Annotated in this window: 16 protein-coding genes; 4 read left to right on the forward strand and 12 right to left on the reverse strand. The window is 53.3% G+C overall.

Going from position 1 to position 18,934, the window contains the following annotated elements; genetic code table 11:
• The 3 genes from ACO08I_RS15400 to ribA are packed head-to-tail and all read right to left on the reverse strand — an operon-like array spanning window position 1 to window position 2,540.
• The gene (locus ACO08I_RS15400; RefSeq protein WP_421946393.1) at window positions 1-954 is read right to left on the reverse strand and encodes a zinc-dependent alcohol dehydrogenase; all 954 of its coding nucleotides are present in this window, start codon (window positions 952-954) and stop codon (window positions 1-3) included.
• A 2-nt stretch (window positions 955-956) separates the two neighbouring features.
• Window positions 957-1,952, reverse strand: a complete 996-nt coding sequence (locus ACO08I_RS15405) for a RibD family protein (RefSeq protein WP_421946394.1) — start codon at window positions 1,950-1,952, stop codon at window positions 957-959.
• Between the two features lie 3 nt (window positions 1,953-1,955).
• Window positions 1,956-2,540, reverse strand: a complete 585-nt coding sequence (gene ribA, locus ACO08I_RS15410) for a GTP cyclohydrolase II (RefSeq protein WP_421946395.1) — start codon at window positions 2,538-2,540, stop codon at window positions 1,956-1,958.
• 275 nt (window positions 2,541-2,815) lie between these two features.
• Between ribA and ACO08I_RS15415 the strand changes: the two genes are divergently transcribed.
• The 3 genes from ACO08I_RS15415 to ACO08I_RS15425 all read left to right on the forward strand — a co-directional run bounded on the left by ACO08I_RS15415 (window position 2,816) and on the right by ACO08I_RS15425 (window position 8,709).
• A complete protein-coding gene (locus ACO08I_RS15415; RefSeq protein WP_282784076.1) occupies window positions 2,816-3,211 on the forward strand; it encodes a hypothetical protein in 396 nt (131 codons plus the stop codon).
• 66 nt (window positions 3,212-3,277) lie between these two features.
• Complete coding sequence (locus tag ACO08I_RS15420) at window positions 3,278-7,564, forward strand: CusA/CzcA family heavy metal efflux RND transporter (protein ID WP_421946396.1); 4,287 nt, start codon at window positions 3,278-3,280, stop codon at window positions 7,562-7,564.
• A 20-nt stretch (window positions 7,565-7,584) separates the two neighbouring features.
• Window positions 7,585-8,709 carry an efflux RND transporter periplasmic adaptor subunit gene (locus tag ACO08I_RS15425; RefSeq protein ID WP_421946397.1) on the forward strand — a complete coding sequence of 375 codons (1,125 nt, stop codon included), beginning with the start codon at window positions 7,585-7,587 and terminating at the stop codon, window positions 8,707-8,709.
• Between the two features lie 156 nt (window positions 8,710-8,865).
• Here the strand turns inward: ACO08I_RS15425 and ACO08I_RS15430 are convergent, their stop codons facing one another.
• Window positions 8,866-9,264, reverse strand: a complete 399-nt coding sequence (locus tag ACO08I_RS15430; protein ID WP_282784070.1) for a hypothetical protein — start codon at window positions 9,262-9,264, stop codon at window positions 8,866-8,868.
• On the reverse strand, window positions 9,254-9,475 hold the full coding sequence (locus ACO08I_RS15435; protein ID WP_044217759.1) for a hypothetical protein: 222 nt from the start codon (window positions 9,473-9,475) through the stop codon (window positions 9,254-9,256). The genes ACO08I_RS15430 and ACO08I_RS15435 overlap by 11 nt, the downstream gene beginning before the upstream one ends.
• A 212-nt stretch (window positions 9,476-9,687) precedes the next feature.
• On the opposite strand from ACO08I_RS15435, the gene ACO08I_RS15440 reads away from it, so the two are divergent.
• Window positions 9,688-10,239 (forward strand): DUF192 domain-containing protein, encoded by a 552-nt coding sequence (locus ACO08I_RS15440; RefSeq protein ID WP_282784068.1) that lies wholly within the window; start codon window positions 9,688-9,690, stop codon window positions 10,237-10,239.
• A gap of 128 nt (window positions 10,240-10,367) precedes the next feature.
• Here the strand turns inward: ACO08I_RS15440 and atpG are convergent, their stop codons facing one another.
• The 7 genes from atpG to ACO08I_RS15475 form a co-directional block, all read right to left on the reverse strand.
• A complete protein-coding gene (gene atpG / locus ACO08I_RS15445) occupies window positions 10,368-11,270 on the reverse strand; it encodes an ATP synthase F1 subunit gamma (RefSeq protein WP_282784066.1) in 903 nt (300 codons plus the stop codon).
• A 55-nt stretch (window positions 11,271-11,325) separates the two neighbouring features.
• Window positions 11,326-12,930 carry a F0F1 ATP synthase subunit alpha gene (gene atpA, locus ACO08I_RS15450; protein WP_282784064.1) on the reverse strand — a complete coding sequence of 535 codons (1,605 nt, stop codon included), beginning with the start codon at window positions 12,928-12,930 and terminating at the stop codon, window positions 11,326-11,328.
• Between the two features lie 54 nt (window positions 12,931-12,984).
• Window positions 12,985-13,551: an ATP synthase F1 subunit delta gene (atpH, locus tag ACO08I_RS15455; RefSeq protein WP_421946398.1), complete on the reverse strand. Its 567-nt coding sequence runs from the start codon at window positions 13,549-13,551 to the stop codon at window positions 12,985-12,987.
• A gap of 51 nt (window positions 13,552-13,602) precedes the next feature.
• Window positions 13,603-14,124 (reverse strand): F0F1 ATP synthase subunit B, encoded by a 522-nt coding sequence (gene atpF / locus ACO08I_RS15460; RefSeq protein ID WP_282784062.1) that lies wholly within the window; start codon window positions 14,122-14,124, stop codon window positions 13,603-13,605.
• Window positions 14,125-14,243: 119 nt separating this feature from the next.
• A complete protein-coding gene (gene atpE / locus ACO08I_RS15465) occupies window positions 14,244-14,435 on the reverse strand; it encodes an ATP synthase F0 subunit C (RefSeq protein ID WP_044217773.1) in 192 nt (63 codons plus the stop codon).
• 38 nt (window positions 14,436-14,473) lie between these two features.
• Window positions 14,474-15,757, reverse strand: a complete 1,284-nt coding sequence (atpB, locus tag ACO08I_RS15470; RefSeq protein WP_282784059.1) for a F0F1 ATP synthase subunit A — start codon at window positions 15,755-15,757, stop codon at window positions 14,474-14,476.
• A 364-nt stretch (window positions 15,758-16,121) separates the two neighbouring features.
• Window positions 16,122-18,725 carry a transglycosylase domain-containing protein gene (locus tag ACO08I_RS15475; protein ID WP_421946399.1) on the reverse strand — a complete coding sequence of 868 codons (2,604 nt, stop codon included), beginning with the start codon at window positions 18,723-18,725 and terminating at the stop codon, window positions 16,122-16,124.
• Window positions 18,726-18,934 lie beyond the last annotated feature (209 nt).

An 18,934-nucleotide genomic window follows, 5' to 3' on the forward strand; every position in this document is an offset into this window, starting at 1 on the left:
TTAGATTTTGGATGAATAATCAAAGGCGGTACCCAGGGGAGGCATAACGCCCGAGCGCAGTTCCTCAAAAAAAGCCGGAGCCTGCGCGAACGGCAGCACCTGGGTGATGTGGGCATCGTAGCCCGGGTCTTTGAGCAATTCCATCACCACGGTTTTGCGGCGGCGGAAATCCCAGCGTGCCCGGCGGCCTGACGGAAGATTGGCCACCTGAGAACTGATGATTTGCTTGCGCCCGTAGTGGAAATCGCCGCCCAGCTGCACTTTTGCTTCCTGCTCGCCGTACCAGCTTAGTTCAATGATCTTGCCTTCCTGCCCTACAGCGTCTATAGCTTGTTGCAGCCCTCCTCCTGTGGCGGTGGTGTGAAAAGCGAGGTCTGCCGGCTGTCCGTCCCATGCTTCAAACCCCATATCCAGGTGCTGCGACCGGCGTTGTTCATCTGTTTCTGCCACCTGCACCTGCACGCCCGGCATGCGCGACAGGGTCCGGGCCAGTAAGCCCCCGATCATCCCGAAACCCACTACCAGCACCCGGTCGCCCAGGCTGACACCGCTGTCCCAAACAGCATTCACCACCGTCTCCATATTGCTCGCCAGGGTAGCCCGCAGTGGGGGCACTTCCTTCGGTATGGGAAAAAGGGCTTCAGCAGGCGCACAGATTTCCGTTTGATGGGGCCAGAGGGTATGCACCATTTGTTTATGCAGCGGATGGCCAGGCGCCTTCACTTGCCCTACCCAGGAATAGCCGTACGTCAGCGGAAAGCTGAAGGTGCCGATCATACCCGGCACCCGCATATCGGCATGCAGGGAACGGGGCACCCCGCCGGTGGCAACAAGGCGTTCTGTGCCGGTACTGACCAGGGAGTAATGCGCCTGTACGTGCAGGCCTCCATCAGACTGCTCAGCAGGCTGAATAGTGGATTGGATATCTGAAAGGTGCCATAGGGCATGAGGCATAGTTACTGGCTTTTTGGCGTGGCGGTGACTTCCGGAGTTTCCGGGACCGACTGTTGTATATTTTCGGGTATGCCCACAAACATCATGGTGTCGCCCACCGGCTCAAAGGTGAAGCTACGAAAGGCAATGGCCTCGTCTACTTTGGTGATTGGCGCGAATTGCACAGCCCCCATGCCGGAACCAAACAGCATAGGCGAAATATGCAGCTGCAGGATATCCACTGCGCCGTCTTTCAGGAAGCGGGAAGTGGTGGTGGGGCCTCCTTCCAGGTACACGGTCCGAATGCCGCGGCTATACAGCGCCTTTAGTACCCGAACGGAACACACCCTGCCCTCATCAGGCAAGTCTGGCAATTGTGTATAGTCTACCGGCGCATCCACGCGGGCATCCGCAGCACCGTATACAAAGATGGGCTGATCGCAGGCCTGCAGCAGGGAATCGTAATCCGCATCGGGCCGGCCCACTACCACACGGACGGGATGCTCGCCGGCGACATGCCGCACCGTCAGCCGGGGGCGGTCGCAGGCCAGGGTGCCACCACCAATCAGTACGGCATCACACAGCGCACGCATGCGGTGGGCGTGCACCAGGTTTTCGTCATTGCCAATCCATTTGGAGTGGCCGGATTCAGTGGCGATTTTACCGTCCAGCGACTGTGCAAAGTGGGCTACCGTACAGGCGCGCTGCATGTGGTCCGCCATTTGGGTCAAAAAAAGATAGGGCAGGTAGGTGCGCAGGTATTGCAGGGTAGCCGCATCGAAGTCCCCGTGCTTGCGTATGCTAAACCGTAAAGCATCTGTTTTTTGGAGGTAAGCCTGACCGGGAAGGGGATCGTGTGTACCTGTGCCAAGCCCGATATAAACAACTTTGTCTCCGGAAAGCGGCTCATTAAGAGCGGCTTTGCCGGATGTGGAAAGGCAGGCAAAATGGACAGGCTGAGTGGTGCGTGACAGAGCCACACGCAATGCTAAAACCCCATTCCATAGCCCATCTGTCATTGTTTACAGCTTAAAAAGATGCCCCATTTCGTCCTGCTTGGTCTTGAGGTAATCAAAATTTTCTTTTTGTGGCTTAATGATGAGCGGCACGCGGGCGATCACGTCGATTTCCGCATCGTCAAAAGCATTGATTTTGTCGGGGTTATTGGTCAGCAGGTTGATTTTGTCGATCCCCAGTTCCTGCAGCATTTCGATGGCGATGTTGTACTGCCGGGCGTCTACTTCCAGCCCCAGGTGGATATTCGCATCCACGGTATTCATGCCTTTGTCCTGCAGGTTATAGGCTTTCAGCTTGTTGATGATGCCGATGCCCCGGCCTTCCTGCCGCAGATACAGGACTACGCCCCCGTTTTCAGCAGCCAGGCGCAGGGCTTCTGCCAGTTGCTCCCCGCAATCGCAGCGTTTGGAGCCAAAAAGGTCACCGGTGATGCATTCAGAGTGCAGGCGCACCAGAATAGGGCCGGAGGGGTCAGCGTCTTTATGGATGAGCGCCAGGTGCGGCATCCAATCCTCATCACTTTCTGAAAAGGCGACCATATTGAACTCGCCCCAGGGCGTTGGGATCATGGCTTCTGCCTGCCGTTTCATTGCTGTTGCGTTTTTTTGCTGAATCTGCTTTACCATCCCCTTTATGTCATTAGTGCGGTGGCTGCCCGTTGTTGGGGCAGCCACCTGATCATTCTTTTATTTCTTTTCAAACCTTATTTCACGCGAAAAGTTTTGATGAGCGAAAATGCAGGCTTCGGGCTTCTCATCCTGGAAAAGGACGATGGTTCTGCTATCCACTTTCACCTTCTGTGACGAATATCATTTTACTTTTAAAAAACTAATCCTACCTTTGGATTGTATTTGAGACCGTCACCATGAAGAACATTGCTCAATTTATGGCATTCTATTTCCTGCTCGGCAGTTTTCTGCCCGGAGCGGATTTTAGCCAGTTGAGCAAACTACCCTCGGCACTCCGACACTTTCAGTTGCATAAAGAACTGGCTGCCGATCAGGGCGACACAGTGTCATTCCACCACTTCATGGGGGCGCATTTCTGGAATCCTGACCATCACGACCATGGTGACGGAGGTCAAAGCCATAAAGATCTGCCGCTGAAGCATGTCCATTCTTTCGACCACCTCGTCTTGCAGTTTCCTTATGTCATCTCTCCTGCACCGGCAGAAAACAGCCATTTCCTTACGGAGAAGCCGCTTAACTTTCTGCCGCACCACCACCTCACAAACGTTTTCCGACCACCCATTCAGGCCTGATTAGTATTCTGCTTTACCGGCGGAGCGATCTCCGCTATTCTTTTTCAAGTCTGAATTGAACCACACATGATCAAAGCAATCATTGAGTTTTCCGTACGGAACAAACTCATCATTCTCCTGTTGGTAGCGGGGTTGATCAGCGCAGGTATTTACAGCCTGTCCCGTCTCCCCATTGATGCGGTACCTGACATCACCAACAATCAGGTGCAAATTGTAACCGTCTCCGGCTCTCTGGCCCCTCAGGAAGTCGAGCAGTTTATCACCTACCCGGTCGAAATCGCTGTAGCGAATATACCGGACGTTACCGAAATCCGCTCCATCTCCCGCTTCGGGCTATCAGTCGTTACCGTAGTATTCGAGCCCGGTGTACCTATATTACAAGCCCGGCAGTATGTCAAAGAACAACTAGGCATGGCCGAGCAGGAAATCCCACCCGGACTGGGCACACCGGAGCTGATGCCGATTACCACCGGGCTGGGCGAAATTTACCAGTATGTCCTGCGCGTGAAGCCTGGCTATGAGGATCAGTACAGCCCTATGGAGCTGCGCACCATTCAGGACTGGATCGTCAAGCGCCAAATGGCGGGCACTAAGGGAATCATTGAAATCAGCAGCTTCGGGGGCTACCTCAAGCAGTACGAGGTCGCCCTGAATCCGGTTACCCTGCAGGGCTACGATATTGCCATTAGTGAAGTCTTCGATGCCCTGGCCCGCAACAACCAAAACAGCGGTGGCAGCTACATCGAAAAAAACACCAATGCCTACTACATCCGTACCGAAGGTATGGTGCAGAGCTTTGAAGATATCGAGCAAATCGTGGTGGCGACCCGCAACGGCACGCCCGTGCTGATCCGCGATGTGGGCGAGGTGCAGCTCGGCAGCCCCAAGCGCTTCGGGGCGATGACGATGGACGGGAAAGGCGAAGCCGTTGGGGGCATTACCCTCATGTTTAAAGGCGCCAACTCCTCGGAAGCCATTGCCAATGTGCACGACCGGGTGGAACAGGTGCGGGAATCCCTGCCGGAAGGCATAGAGCTTTATCCCTATCTCGACCGCTCTGTACTCGTCGGCAAAACCATCAACACCGTCAAAAACAACCTGCTGGAAGGCGGGCTGATTGTGGTCTTCGTCCTGGTACTCCTGCTGGGCAACCTGCGGGCGGGGCTGATCGTAGCTTCGGTTATCCCTCTTGCTATGCTTTTTGCCCTCATCCTGATGAGCTACTTCGGCCTGTCAGCCAACCTCATGAGCCTCGGTGCTATCGACTTTGGTATTGTGGTGGATGGGGCCGTGATTATTGTGGAAGGGGTGCTCCACGGCTTATTCACTTACCATGTCGGCAAAAAGCTGACGCAGGCGCAGATGGACAATATTATCATCGACGAGTCTGCCAAGCTCTTCCGTGCAGCGGTATTTGGGGTATTTATTATCCTCACGGTGTTTATCCCGATCATGACGCTCACGGGTATTGAGGGAAAGATGTTCCGACCTATGGCTATGACGTTCAGCTTTGCGGTGCTGGGTGCGCTTATCCTTTCGCTCACCTATGTACCGATGATGACCGCCTGGGTGATGCCGCGAAATATAAAAGCCCACAAAACTTTTGCAGACCGTATCGTTAACTTTTTACGCAAGCTCTACCGCCCCACACTTGAGGGTGCGCTACGCCTGCCACAACTGGTGCTGGGTGCCACACTTACAGTCCTGATTGGCTCCGTGCTCCTGTTCCGCACCCTGGGCGCTGAATTCCTCCCTACCCTGGAAGAAGGCGACCTGGCCATGCAGATGGCTATTCAGCCAGGCAGCTCCCTGCAGGAGAGCGTAAAAACGGCTGGCAAAGCCGAAAAGATCCTCCTCGACAATTTCCCGGAAGTGGAGCATGTTGTTTCCAAAATCGGTACAGCCGAAGTCCCCACCGACCCTATGGCTATCGAGGATGCCGACATCATGATCATCCTCAAACCGCAGGGAGAATGGGTGAGCGCTACGGACCGGGAGGGGCTGGTCGATGCTATGAAGGAAAAACTGGAAGTCATTGCCGGTGCTTCTTTTGAGTTTACCCAGCCCATTCAGTTGCGCTTCAATGAGCTGCTGACCGGTGCCAAGACGGATATCGCTGTGAAGATTTTCGGGGAGAATACCACCGTGCTCAAACAGCAGGCCGACCGGGCGGCGGATATCATCAAAGGCATCCCTGGTGCCGGCGACGTCAAAGTAGAACAAACCGAAGGCCTGCCCCAACTGATGGTCGAATTCAACCGGCCGAAGATTGCGGAGTACGGGTTAGATATTGAACAGCTCAACACCCTGGTGCGCACTGCTTTTGCCGGTGAAACGGCAGGGGTAGTCTTTGAGAATGAGCGAAAGTTCGATCTCGTGGTCCGCCTCGATCAGGAAAGCCGTCAGGAACTTGACCTGCAGCAGTTGTTTGTCCACCTGCCCGACGGTCGGTCACTGCCGATGAGCGAGGTCGCCAAAGTGCATTACACCGAGGGCCCCATGCAGATTTCCAGGGAAGGCACCCGCCGCCGCATCAACATCGGGGTGAATGTGCGCGACCGGGACGTGGCAAGCCTGGTGGCTGATATCGAAGCGCAGCTCAAATCCGGGCTCGATTTGCCTGCCGGTTACTACATTAAGTACGGTGGGCAGTTTGAGAACCTGGAAGCGGCCAAAGCCCGTTTGGGGATTGCCGTACCGGCAGCCCTGGCACTGATCTTCGTTTTGCTCTACTTCACCTTTGGCAAACTGAAATACGCGCTGATGATCTTCACGGCCGTGCCTACTGCCGCCGTTGGAGGCATCCTGGGGCTCTGGGCCAGGGGCATGCCGTTCAGTATTTCGGCGGGTGTCGGTTTTATCGCCCTGTTTGGCGTGGCGGTGCTGAATGGTATCGTACTCATTAGCCACTTCAACCGGTTGCGGTACGAAGAAGGGTACACAGATATCCGGAAGGTCGTCATTGATGGCGGGCTGGCACGGATGCGCCCCGTGGTCATGACTGCGACGGTGGCAGCCCTGGGCTTTTTGCCTATGGCGCTTTCCACCTCTAATGGCGCGGAAGTGCAAAAGCCACTGGCGACGGTCGTTATCGGCGGGCTGATCACAGCGACCCTGCTCACCCTGCTCGTCCTGCCGGTGCTTTACTACCTGGCCAATAAGAACCTGAAACCGTCCGTCCCTGGTGCTGCGATGATTGCCCTGCTGCTCCTGGCCACACCGGCGATGGCTCAACAGCCACTTACACTGGACTACGCCACACAGCAGGCGCTGGAGCTTAATCCGGACCTCCAAAACGGCACACTGAGCATCCAACAGGCGCAATTGGGCATTACCGCGGCCCGCGAGATCCCGCAAACGGAGTTCATGGCCGGCTTCGGACAGTACAACACCACGATGGGGGATTATCAGGTTTCGATTACGCAGCCCTTGTCTCCATTCGGGTTGAATAAAAAGCAGGAGGCGGCTGCCCGCGCTCAGCTGGCACTGTCTGGTAGCCAACAGGCGTTGCTGGAGCATCAGGTCACCTTTGGCATCAGGCAGGCCCAACAAAACTGGCTGGCCGAACAGGCGCGCCTGCAATTGTACCAACGGCAGGAGCTGGTGTTCCAAAATCTGGCCGACCGGGCAGCGCTTCAGCTGCGGGCCGGTGCCATCGACCGCTTGTCGTACACCCTGGCTCAACAGCAACTGACACAAGCCCAAAGCGCTACCCGCCAAGCCCGGCAACAGGAGGAACAAGCGTTCCGCCGTTTCCAGCAGCTGGCCTATAGTCCGGCCTCGGTCCGGCCGGCTGATTCCCTGCAGGCGCTCATTTCAGGAACGGCAGACACCACGGCTGCCCTGCAGGCTTTCCTGCGCCCGCTGGAGCAGGAAATGCAGGCCGCTACTGCAAATGCCGAGGTGGAAGCCCAACGCCTGCAGCCACAGTTGTCGTTTGGGTATATGCAACAAAGCATCCGACCTGACATCCCACTGAATGCTGTTCAGATCGGGCTACGGGCACCGGTTTTCCAAAAGAGTCAGCGCGCCCGCATCGCTCAGGCAGAACTGGAGGCGACCAAAGCCGCGCAGCAACTGCAGGGGCAGCGGCAGCAGCTCGAACAGGAACGGCAGATGGCTCAGGTGCAATGGCAGCAACTGACCCGGCAACTGGAAGAACAGGGCCCGGCACTACAGGCTCAGGCCCGGCAGCTGCGGCAGCTCGCCCAACTGCAACTGGAGCAGGGGGAAGTCAACTACTTTCAATACGCTCAGAGCCTAAATGCTGCCCTGAGCAGCGAGCTCGAACGCATCAACCTCACGGCCCGCTACAATCAGGCGATGCTGTACCTCGAATTTCTATCTCAGTAATCCACTTTAAAACAACCACCATGAAATACGTATTTTTCATCTTCATCCTTTCCGCGAGCCTATTGGCTTGCCAAAACGAAGCCGCACCGACCGACGCCACCGAAACGCCGGCGTCTACCGAAGCGGCTGATGGCCTCATTCACTTGTCCGCCGCCCAACTGAAGGAGGCAGGCATCCAAACCGGACAGCCCGAGCAGCGGGAAATTCCGACTTACCTTTCCTGCTCTGGCACCATTGATGTCCCCCCGGCTTATCAGCAGGCGGTGCACAGCCCGGTGATGGGTTTTGTGCGCGACATCCGCCATCTGCCTGGTGAACAGATCCGGCGGGGCGAGCGCCTGGCCAGCATTGACCACCCTGATCTGGTGCGGCTTCAGCGGACTTTCCTGGAAACGGCTGCACAGCTGCCTTACCTTCAAAAAGACAGGGACCGTAAGGCCGAACTGGCTCAGTCGGATGCCGCTTCTCAGAGAGACTATGAGCTGGCGATATCGGAACTGTCCATCATGCAGGCCCGGTACGAAGGCCTGAAAGCAGAGCTGGAACTCATCGGTATCGATGCTAAAAATGTGGAGGAAACGAAGAAGATTCAGTCTGCAATCGGCATTTATGCACCCACCGGCGGGCAGCTCACACACGTGGAAGTCCGCTCCGGGCAGCTCGTACAGCCGGAGACCATGCTTTTCCAGGTCACTGATGACAGCCACCTTCACCTGGAGCTGCAAGTCTATGCCAAAGACCTGCACCGCGTGAAAAAAGGACAGCCGGTGATCGCCAACCTGCCGGGCGAAGAGACACCGATAACCGGTACAGTGCACCTGGTGAACCAAAGCATTGATATGGAGCAAAAGACCGCACGGGTGCATGTCCACCTGGATGAAGGTACCTCCAAACTGGCGATCGGCAGCTTCCTGTTTGCCAAAATACAGACGGATAGCCGCATGGCGCTGACCGTGCCGGAAGAAGCGCTGATCCGCTCCGGGGAGGAGGCTTTTGTCTTCCAGGAAACCGGGAATGGCTTTCAGCGAATACCGGTAAAGCCGGGCACCGCTGCCGATGGGTATGTAGAGATTAGTGGAAACAATATCACCGACCGGACGCCGGTGGCGCTTAAGGGTGCGTATTATATTAATGGTACAGAGTAAATCGAACGTGGGGAGGCACCTGTGAATTACGGGTGCCTTCTTTTATGTGGTATTACACGGTAGATTGATCCATCCGCAGACTTTCTTATTCCAAAAGCCTTTTTCCTTGTCTTCGAAAAGGAACTATAGCTGGATACCTCCCTTGATGTGCTAAGTCTACTCTTCTTCACTTGCTAGCCTTGAAGTACTGGAAAGAGCTTGCTTCAATTCTTCTTGTAATTCTCCTACTATTTGCGCTATCATTCGGTTTGAAATATTGTCTTGTTCTGATTTATCGTAAATAGATAATAAATAAATATCGGTATCTTTTGGTTTTTGGACTAGTTTAGTCTCAACGTAAGTAATTATCCTCATGCCACCACTTTTGCCTTTGCCTTTGCTTCTAACCGCGAGCCTTACCTTGTAAACATTTTCACTGATTTGGACTCCAATTCTTGGTTCCCCCTCTAGTTCTGCCGTAAAATCCAGAAGCTCCCGCCTCAAAGAGCGGTATTTTTTGATTAATTTTTTCGCTTCTCTTTCAAAGTTCGGGGTCAATATAACATTAACACTCATCTAAAAAGTTTTGCATCGTGCGTCTTGGTAACTCACCGGATTGGATCTGCTGTACCTCATCGAAGGCTTTCCTTAAACGCTCTTTAAGCTTTTTATATTCAAAGAATTCGCTCAGCTCATTTTGAAAGTCTTCCCATTCTGCAAATGGGATCATTACCGCCTTCTTGTTGCCGCTTTCATCTACCACAAATTCAAGATTCATTTTTCCCATTTTTTAACTGTTTGTATCCAATAATACAAAAAACCTCTACCCATTTTAGTTCAATTCTCCATTGTTTTTCTGGTCTGAGTCCGGACTAGTGTGTGACTAAATCATAAAGTCAATATTCAGGTCTGTTAGGCCGGGAAACAGACCGCCCCTTTCCCATCTTTTGCCAAAGTGTGTTATTTTTACCGCTAACTATCATAAACGACCTGACACCCATGACCGCAAAATCCAACCTTCCCAACCGCGCGGAGCGCAGAAAAGCGCAGCAGCGCAAACAACGCAACCTTATCCTTTTGATGGCTATTCTCGCACTCCCTGTAGTCGGGGGGCTAATCTATATGTCTATGCCAAAATCCACGCCGAAGGCTTCGGGGCCACAGTTTACCAAACAGGGCACGCTTACGTTTTATGCAGAGCAGGGCGATCAGGCGATCAGCACCATTGATATCGAAATCAAAGCCGATGATATGGGCCGGGCGGAAGGCATGATGTGGCGCAAGTCCATGGAAGACAATCAGGGCATGCTTTTCATTATGGAGCGGGCAGAGCCGCAGTCCTTTTGGATGCGCAATACTTATGTCCCCCTCGACATCATGTTTATCAGTGAAGAGCAGCGCATTCTGAATATCCGCAAGAATGCACAGCCCCAAACGCTGAGCCCGCAGACGAGTCAGGGAGATGCCAAATACGTACTGGAGGTAATTGGAGGCCTGTCTGATAAGCTGGGGGTAAAGCCAGGCGACCGGATTGAATTTGAGCGCCAATAAGACTATGCTGGGAATTCGCTTTTGGAGTGAATTCCCAGCATAGTCTAAAAAAATCCCCCCGACGCGGTCGTGCCGTGCCGGGGGGATTATAACAATTGTACTAGAAAACCCGCTGAGCGGGATCAATATTATCCATTCTCGAGGGCAGCCGCACCACCCACAATTTCGAGGATTTCGTTTGTAATGGCTTCCTGACGTGCTTTGTTGTAGGAAATCTTGAGGTCGCGCAGCAGTTCCTGAGCGTTCTCCGTTGCCTTGTCCATAGCCGTCATACGGGCACCGTGCTCAGAAGCGTGGGTGTCAAGGACATACTTTTGGAATTGCGTCTGAAGGATGGTCGGAATAAGGTACTCCAGCAATGCTTCCTTACCAGGCTCGAAGATATAGTCAGCCAGCATGCCTTCCGTTTCTTCTTCACCAGCTTCCGCCTCAATCTTAGGGACAGGGAGGAACTGCTCCACCTGAGTAATTTGAGTAGCGGCATTTTTGAACTTGCCGTAGGTCACATCCACTGCATCAAAGTCACCATCTTCGAAGCACTGAATGAGCATTTTAGGCACCTCAGAAACGTTATCGAAGCTCAGGTTCTCAAACAAGTCGATGTATCCGGGGATGAAGTCCAGGTCCGGATAGCGCTTTTTAAAGTACTCCGCTCCTTTCTTGCCGATGCACAGCATGCTCAGGTTGCCGCTTTCGCGTACAGCCGCATACCTGGTCTCCACCAGATGAGCTGCGGCTTTGGAGATATTAGAGTTGAACGCACCGCAAAGGCCACGGTTGGACGTTACCACGACGATGCAGGCTTTTTTCACCTCGCGCTCTACGCCAAGGCTGCTGCCGGCATCTCCTTCCAGATTGGAAAGGATGTTGCGCAGTACCTGATTCAGTTTATCAGCATAGGGGCGCATCTGCAGGATCGCATCCTGCGCACGGCGCAGCTTAGCCGCTGACACCATCTTCATCGCCTTGGTGATCTGCTGAGTATTCTGAACCGACTTAATACGGTCCCGTACCTCTTTTAAGTTAGCCATCTATAGCAATTTTGCCGGCAGCCACCAGGGGCTGCCGATCAAATAATGTATTGTCTTACTTCTTGTACTGTGCAGACAGTTCAGCTGCCAGTGCTTCTACCTTGTCTGTAGCGTCTTTGTCGAGTTTACCTGCCCGGAAAGTGTCAAGCACTTCAGGGTACTGCTTCTCCAGAGTGGTCAGGAAGAGCTCTTCGAACTCCTTCACTTTTTCTACCGGTACATTACGCAGTTTGCCTTTGGTTCCCAGGTAAATGATAGCTACCTGTTTCTCAACCGATACCGGAGAGTACTGTGGCTGCTTCAGGATTTCCACGTTGCGCTTACCTTTCTCCAGCACGGCCGTTGTTGCAGCATCAAGGTCAGAACCGAACTTGGAGAACGCCTCCAGCTCGCGGTACTGTGCCTGATCGAGCTTCAGGGTACCGGATACTTTCTTCATGGACTTGATCTGAGCCGAACCACCCACACGGGATACGGAGATACCTACGTTAATCGCAGGGCGCACACCAGCGTTGAAGAGGTTGGACTCGAGGAAGATCTGACCGTCGGTAATGGAAATTACGTTGGTCGGGATATAGGCAGAAACGTCACCCGCCTGCGTCTCGATGATCGGCAGGGCCGTCAGTGAGCCACCACCTTTTACCAATGGCTCGCCTTTTTCGTCTTTGGCGTTGGCCAGGGTTTCCGGCAGGTCGTTCATATTGCGGGCAATCTCGTCGTTGCTGATGATCTTCGCTGCACGCTCCAGAAGACGGGAGTGCAGGTAGAATACGTCACCAGGGTAGGCCTCACGGCCCGGAGGACGGCGCAGCAGCAGGGATACCTCACGGTAAGCTACCGCCTGCTTGGACAGGTCATCATAAATGATCAGGGCAGGGCGGCCTGTATCACGGAAGTACTCGCCCACAGCAGCACCGGCAAATGGTGCATAGAACTGAAGCGGTGCAGGGTCAGCAGCTGAAGCAGAAACGATAACGGTGTAGTCCATCGCTCCGTTATCTTCGAGGGTCTTCGCTACGTTGGCAACAGTAGAGGCCTTCTGACCAGAAGCTACATAGATACAGAAAACCGGCTCGCCGCGCTCGTAGAACTCGCGCTGATTGATGATGGTGTCGATCGCAATCGCCGTCTTACCCGTCTGACGGTCACCGATGATCAGCTCCCGCTGTCCACGGCCGATTGGAATCATGGCATCGATAGACTTGATACCCGTCTGCAGCGGCTCATTTACCGGCTGACGGTAGATTACACCCGGTGCTTTACGCTCCAGTGGCATTTCGTAAGTCGTACCTTTGATAGCACCTTTACCGTCGATCGGCTCGCCCAGGGCGTTCACTACGCGGCCAACGAAGCCTTCCCCTACTTTGATAGAAGCGATGCGGTTGGTACGCTGTACACGGCTGCCCTCACGGATGCCATCACTTGGGCCCATGAGTACCACACCTACGTTGTCTTCTTCCAGGTTCAGAACGATCGCCTGTGTGCCGTTATCGAAAGCCACCAGTTCACCAGCCTGTGCTTTGGTCAAACCGTACACACGCGCAATACCGTCACCTACCTGAAGTACGGTACCGTACTCTTCAAGTTCGGTTGCGGAGCTGAAACCGGAGAGTTGTTGTTTGAGTATTGCTGAGATCTCATCAGGTTTTACATCAACCATGTCTGAAAAATTTTATCACTGCGCGGTGCAGCGGGTTTTCTAGTATTAAAGTCGTTAATTGGATACCTGCGAAACGTAGAGGTTATCCTTAAACTGACGCTTAAGCCCATCCAGTTTGCTGGATAAGCTGGCGTCATAAATTTTATCGTCGAATTCCAGTACGAACCCACCGATCAGGTCGGGGTCCACAACGGAAACAATCTCTACCTTCTCGTCTGTAGCTTTGCTTTCCAGCAATTTGGCCTTGATAGCAGCCAGGGTTTTCTCATCCAGCTCGGTCGCCGTAGTGACCGTAACAGTGGAGATGTGCATGATGCGCTTGTACTGTGCCAGGTATTCTGTCACGATTTCCGGCATATAGCTTTCACGCACTTTAACGGCCAGGATATCCAGGAAAGCGGAAGTCAGTTTATCAAACTTCCCTTCAAAGAGGGTTTTGAAAATCTGCCTTTTCTTATCAGTTCCCACTACCGGGCTTTTGAGCAACAGGTACAGGTCGCGGTTGCTGAGCAGTTCCTTGAAGGTTTCCATGTCCTTCGTGACGGCTTCGAGCTTATTTTGCTCCTGAGCCAGCTCAATGAGCGACTTTGCGTAGCGGGAAGCTATTCTTTGTACAGACATATCAATTTATAGTTTTCGATAAGAAATGCCGGGGCAACGCTTACCGATGGCTTAGTTCATTTTGATGTCATCGACCAGTGAGCTGACAAACTGCTCCTGACCTTTCTTGTCGTCCAGTTGGCGGCGCAGCAGCTTCTCAGCGATTTCGATAGACAGCACGCCTACCTGATTTTTCAGGTCCGTCATAGCAGCCAGGCGCTGATTTTCGATGTCCTGCTTAGCGTTGTTGACGATTTTGCGGGCTTCGTCCTGTGCTTTTTCCTTAGCTTCTTTGACGATCGCTTCTTTGGTTTCCTTAGCCTCTTTCAGGATTTTAGCGCGCTCTTCCTGAGCCTGACGCAGCAGTTCTTCGTTCTTAGACTGCAGCGCTGCCATTTCTTCACGGGCATTGCGGGCCTCATCGAGGGCATCCTGAATGTCATTTTCCCGTTTTTTCAGGGCATTTTGGATAGGTCCAAAAGCCATGCGGCCGAGCAGGGCCCAAACCAGCAGGAAGATCAGAGTCGTCCAGAAGATCAGGCCCGGATCGGGCTTGATAACGGAGAAGTCAGCCAAAAACAATACGTTAGCCATTGTATCGAAAAAGTTTAGAAGGTAATTTTTGTTAATCCAGCCAGCTCACTCAAGACAGGAGGCGCAGACAGCCAACCGCTGCTGCAACCGCCCTGTGCTTTAATTCCGTGGCGTAGGGCTTAGCCCAACAGGCCTACAACGATCGCGAACAGTGCCGCACCCTCAACGAGTGCTGCTACAAGGATCATGTTGCTTCGGATATCACCGGCAGCCTCTGGCTGACGAGCGATAGCTTCCATTGCTTTGCTACCGATCAAACCGATACCGATACCTGCGCCGAGTGCTGCTAATCCAGCTCCAATTGGTCCCATTGTTATGAGATTTTATATGAGTGAGTAAAATAAAATGCTTAATGTGCGTGTGCCTCGTCGTGGTGGTGCTCTTCTACCGCTGCTCCAATGTAGGAAGCAGACAGTATTGCAAACACAAAGGCTTGCAACGCGGCCACCAACAGCTCAATCAGGTTCATGAAGGCAGTGAACAAGCCACCTACCACTGCACCCGCTGCTGCTCCTCCGGTATTGGCGCCGTTGTCGCCAAAGAGGAAGATCAAACCGATAAGGCTCAGGATAATAATGTGCCCGGCCGAGATATTCGCAAACAAACGAATCATCAGGGAGAAGGGGCGGATAAACAGGCCAAGGATTTCCACAGGCGTCAGGATGATTTTCACCCAGCCCGGAATACCCGGCATCCAGAATACGTGCTGCCAGTAGTCTTTCTTACCGTTCAGGTTCACCACGATGAAGGTAAACACCGCCAGTACCAGCGTCACGGCAATATTGCCGGTAACGTTTGCACTGCCCGGGAAGAAAGGAACCAGGCCCAGCAGGTTGCAGAACAGGATGAAGAAAAACAGCGTCATCACGAAAGGCTGGAAGCGCTCGTAGTGCTTCTCGCCGATCATGGGCTTTGTGACTTCATCACGCATGAATACAAAGAACACCTCAAAGAACGACTGAATGCCCGATGGTGCCTTTCCTTCGTTCTTCTTGTACCCGCGGGCTACCGCATTGAAGATGAAGATCAGCAGCAGGGCTGCCAGGAACATGGTAAAGACATTCTTGGTAATAGAGAAGTCGTAAAATGAAGTGATGCCGCCGCCCATCATGCCACCGTCGAGGGTGCTGGGTGCGTCAAGCTTATAAGATTCATTTTCGTAGTTGACGTAGTAAACGTCTTTTTCTTTTCCTGCTTCGTCCGTCTCGACCTTGTGATCGATGTGTCCAACGTGTACTTCGCCTTTAGGGAAGGAAGCATCGGCGACGCGGTTGATACGCCCGTGGTTGAGTACGTAGCCATCAACGGCGGTGTGGCCGTGCTCAAACATGGCAGAAGTACCGGTGGTCCAGCCATGGTCCGGTGCATAAAGAAAAACAGGAAGTGGGATGTGCACGCCTTTCCAGATATGGAACTCATTGGCATCGGCAATATGGTGCATGACGGTCGCTACCGGATCGTAGCCTTCGCCGTGCTCTTCGTTCTGATTGTGCTCTTCGTGCCCTTCGGCATGTTCGTGCCCGGCATGGTCGTCATGGCCGTGATCGTCGTGTTGCGCAAACGCAGGGCTCATAAAGCCGGTGAGGGCCAGGGCCAGCGTCAGTATGCAGAACTTCTTGATGTCCACTTTCACTATTCTTATGCTTTAGTAGGCTTTGCTTAATAGAGGTGCAAAAACCAGGACCTTTAGAAATCGGCACAAAAGTAAGGCACTTTGGCATATTAGTGAAACGTACAACCTTTTTTTTCAAATGGACTTTTGATTTACAGGGGTTGAGAAACAGCGAGTTATAGTCGTTATTCTCCAATAAAATAAGGTGGGATTGCAAACAAGGTACTCCGGGGCGTTTTTTGTTTCCCGAAATACGGTACTTGCGGAATAATTATTTATACCACTCCCCCTTGACCTTAGCGGTATTTTTTAGGAGAGCTAAACGGCCGCATGGCTTTTGCGTAGTGGTTTGATTCCAAAATCTTTAGGGATTCCGGCATTAAGTCTAATTATTCCGGTCGTAGTATTTGTAGCCGGTGGTCGGTTTTTGGTCATTTCCGCCTTCTCCCTGATTTTCGCCTTTGCCTTCTTCACCGAATAAAAGATTGCTCCAGAAAGCTTTCCGTTTTTCGCGTCTTTCCTCGCGCTCCTCCAGCCGCGCCTGATAAGCCCGTATGCGCTGCACATAAGCTTCATCTGATTCGCCGGCCTGCCGGGGCGGTACGTTGATGACCCGGCCCTGTTCATCCTTGTAGGGCTGATCGGTCAAACGGCCGAACAAACTTCGGTTGTCTTCAAAGTAGTAATAGCCGTCCTCATGCGCAGCAAGGATGGGCATCTCCTCAAGGTAGGGCGGGCACTGCATGAGCGCCGTAACCGTGTCCGCCGGGGCTTCAAATTTGGCGTAGCGTACAGACTTGAAAGCCTTGTCCTGATACACCTTTCTCATAAACGCGCCGTAAACCGGCAGGGCTGTGGACGAAGCCTGCCCCCGGTACAAGGTGCGAAAATGCACCTGCGGCCAGGAACCGCCCACCCAGGCACCGGCGACCAACCGGGGGTTGAAGCCCATATACCAGCCATCAGACTGATTTTGGGTCGTCCCGGTCTTACCTGCCAGGTCGTTGTAAAGCCCGTAATGGTAACGGAGCTTCCGGGCCGTACCGCTATCGACCACCGACTCCAGCATTCTTATCATCATATCAGCCTGCGATTGCTCCAGCACCCGTGGAAAGCGGCGTGGGTTAGGCCGGTCAAATTCGGCTAAAACCGTGCCGTCAGCAGTCTCAATGCGGTCCAGATAGTGCCATTCCGGGCGGCGGCCACGGTTGGCAAAGGTGCCGTAGACTTTCGTCATTTCGTAAAGAGAAGCCTCCACTGCGCCCAATGCAATGGAAGGTACCGCCGGGATTCGGTTCTCAATGCCCATCGCCTGCCCCAGCTGACGGACCGAGTCTATACCGGTCCGCATCATAATTTCCACACTGACGGTATTGACGGAATTGCTCAGTGCGCCCTCCATAGAGTAGACGCCATCGTACTCCCCGTCTGCATTGCGGGGCGACCAGTTGTCGTATTTGGCGTAAGCCACCTGCCGGTTGTAAGTGTACTCACAGGGCAGCATGCCGCTTTGCAGGGCTGTGGCATACACCACCGGCTTGAAGGTGGAGCCGACCTGCCGCTTGGCAAAAACATGGTCATACTGAAAATACTTGTGGTCAATACCGCCTACCCAGGCTTTGATCAGGCCAGTGGACGGATCCGCCGCAAGAAAACCCGCATTCAACAGGGTGAGGTAATATTTCACGGAGTCGAGCGGGCTCATTTCCCGTTCTTCCTCTCCCTTTTCCCAACTGAAAACCGTCATAGGGACGGGCTGCTGAAAGATAGCATCGATTGCTTCCTCTGAGAGGCCTTTGTCTTTTAGTTTCTGATAGCGCTCCGACTTCCGAACGGCCCGTTCCAGCACTTCACTGCTGCCCCAGGGTGTCCCTTTTTTCCAGTCCTCGTAAAAGTTGCCCTGTACTTTGGTCATTTCTTCCTGCACGGCCTCTTCGGCGTAGCGCTGCAGACGGGCATCAATAGAGGTATAAATGCGAAGCCCGTCTGTGTATAGATTATAAGGTGTGCCATCGGGCTTGGTGTAATCTTTCAGAATATCATCTAGTTCATGCCGCAGATGTTCGCGGAAGTAGGTCGCCAAGCCTTTGTTGTGGCCTTCGGGCCGGTAGTCCGTTTCCAGGGGCAACTGTATCAGTGAGTCTTTGACTTCCGCATCCAGATAACCATAGCGCACCATCTGCCCCAAAACGATATTGCGGCGGCGTTCGGCATTTTCGGGATGGCGCACCGGGCTGTAGTAAGTCGTGGCTTTGAGCATGCCAACCAAAACGGCGGCTTCCTCCAGATTTAAGGCTTCCGGGGATTTATTGAAAAAGCGTTGCGCTGCGACTTTGATCCCGAAAATTCCTTCGCCAAAGGATACGGTGTTCAGATACAGCCGCAGGAGCTCCTCCTTGGCATAGACCTTTTCCAGGCGGCGGGCAATCAGCATTTCCCGCATTTTATTTACCACCATCGACAACATAAGGTAATCCTCTCTCGGATAAAGGTTCTTGGCCAGCTGCTGACTCAGAGTACTGCCCCCTCCGGAAGATTCGTCCATCAGCAATATCGACTTCACCAGTACCCGGGCCGCAGCCCGCACATCGATCCCGCTGTGCTCAAAAAAACGGGCGTCCTCGGTGGCGACGAGGGCATTGATCAAATCAGGAGAGATCTCCTCAAAGTCGGCATTGATACGGTTTTCCACATAGTACTTGCCCAACAGCACGCCGTCTTCCGCGTATACCTCAGAGGCATTGTGGTTGCTGATGGCCTCCAGCTCCGGATAACCCGGCACCGGCCCCAGTGCTTCAAAATACACCAGCGCTGCAATTACCAGGACGGACAGAAAGCCTAAAATACCGAGCCCGCCCGTTATTAGCCCGGCGATGGCCCAGCGGGGGTGCCGGCCGTAAAAGCCTAAAGACCACTGACGGAGTTGCTGCCACTGTGCGACGGACCAGGTCCTTGCTTGTTCAAAAAAATTGGAGTTGGACTGCTGCATCTAAATCCCTGTATCTGTTTGTTTTAAAATGACCTTGTCTAACGCCGGGCGTTGCACTTTTATTCCCCCTTGTGCATGAAAAATTGCCTTTTCCGGCTGCGAACGAAGCGATCGACAATCTGCTCCGCAAAATAAACAATATTTGTTTTAAAATCAACCAAATATAAACAAACGCTCAGCTATAAACGAAACTGCCGCTCCCCACACTC

Source organism: Phaeodactylibacter xiamenensis, assembly GCF_965229835.1.
GTDB lineage: Bacteria > Bacteroidota > Bacteroidia > Chitinophagales > Saprospiraceae > Phaeodactylibacter > Phaeodactylibacter xiamenensis.

Bases quoted from the DNA above. Each gene is read 5' to 3' on its own strand.
- ACO08I_RS15400 (WP_421946393.1), bottom strand. From the start codon at position 954: ATGCCTCATGCCCTATGGCACCTTTCAGATATCCAATCCACTATTCAG.
- ACO08I_RS15405 (WP_421946394.1), bottom strand. From the start codon at position 1,952: ATGACAGATGGGCTATGGAATGGGGTTTTAGCATTGCGTGTGGCTCTG.
- ribA (WP_421946395.1), bottom strand. From the start codon at position 2,540: ATGAAACGGCAGGCAGAAGCCATGATCCCAACGCCCTGGGGCGAGTTC.
- ACO08I_RS15415 (WP_282784076.1), top strand. From the start codon at position 2,816: ATGAAGAACATTGCTCAATTTATGGCATTCTATTTCCTGCTCGGCAGT.
- ACO08I_RS15420 (WP_421946396.1), top strand. From the start codon at position 3,278: ATGATCAAAGCAATCATTGAGTTTTCCGTACGGAACAAACTCATCATT.
- ACO08I_RS15425 (WP_421946397.1), top strand. From the start codon at position 7,585: ATGAAATACGTATTTTTCATCTTCATCCTTTCCGCGAGCCTATTGGCT.
- ACO08I_RS15430 (WP_282784070.1), bottom strand. From the start codon at position 9,264: ATGAGTGTTAATGTTATATTGACCCCGAACTTTGAAAGAGAAGCGAAA.
- ACO08I_RS15435 (WP_044217759.1), bottom strand. From the start codon at position 9,475: ATGGGAAAAATGAATCTTGAATTTGTGGTAGATGAAAGCGGCAACAAG.
- ACO08I_RS15440 (WP_282784068.1), top strand. From the start codon at position 9,688: ATGACCGCAAAATCCAACCTTCCCAACCGCGCGGAGCGCAGAAAAGCG.
- atpG (WP_282784066.1), bottom strand. From the start codon at position 11,270: ATGGCTAACTTAAAAGAGGTACGGGACCGTATTAAGTCGGTTCAGAAT.
- atpA (WP_282784064.1), bottom strand. From the start codon at position 12,930: ATGGTTGATGTAAAACCTGATGAGATCTCAGCAATACTCAAACAACAA.
- atpH (WP_421946398.1), bottom strand. From the start codon at position 13,551: ATGTCTGTACAAAGAATAGCTTCCCGCTACGCAAAGTCGCTCATTGAG.
- atpF (WP_282784062.1), bottom strand. From the start codon at position 14,124: ATGGCTAACGTATTGTTTTTGGCTGACTTCTCCGTTATCAAGCCCGAT.
- atpE (WP_044217773.1), bottom strand. From the start codon at position 14,435: ATGGGACCAATTGGAGCTGGATTAGCAGCACTCGGCGCAGGTATCGGT.
- ACO08I_RS15475 (WP_421946399.1), bottom strand. From the start codon at position 18,725: ATGCAGCAGTCCAACTCCAATTTTTTTGAACAAGCAAGGACCTGGTCC.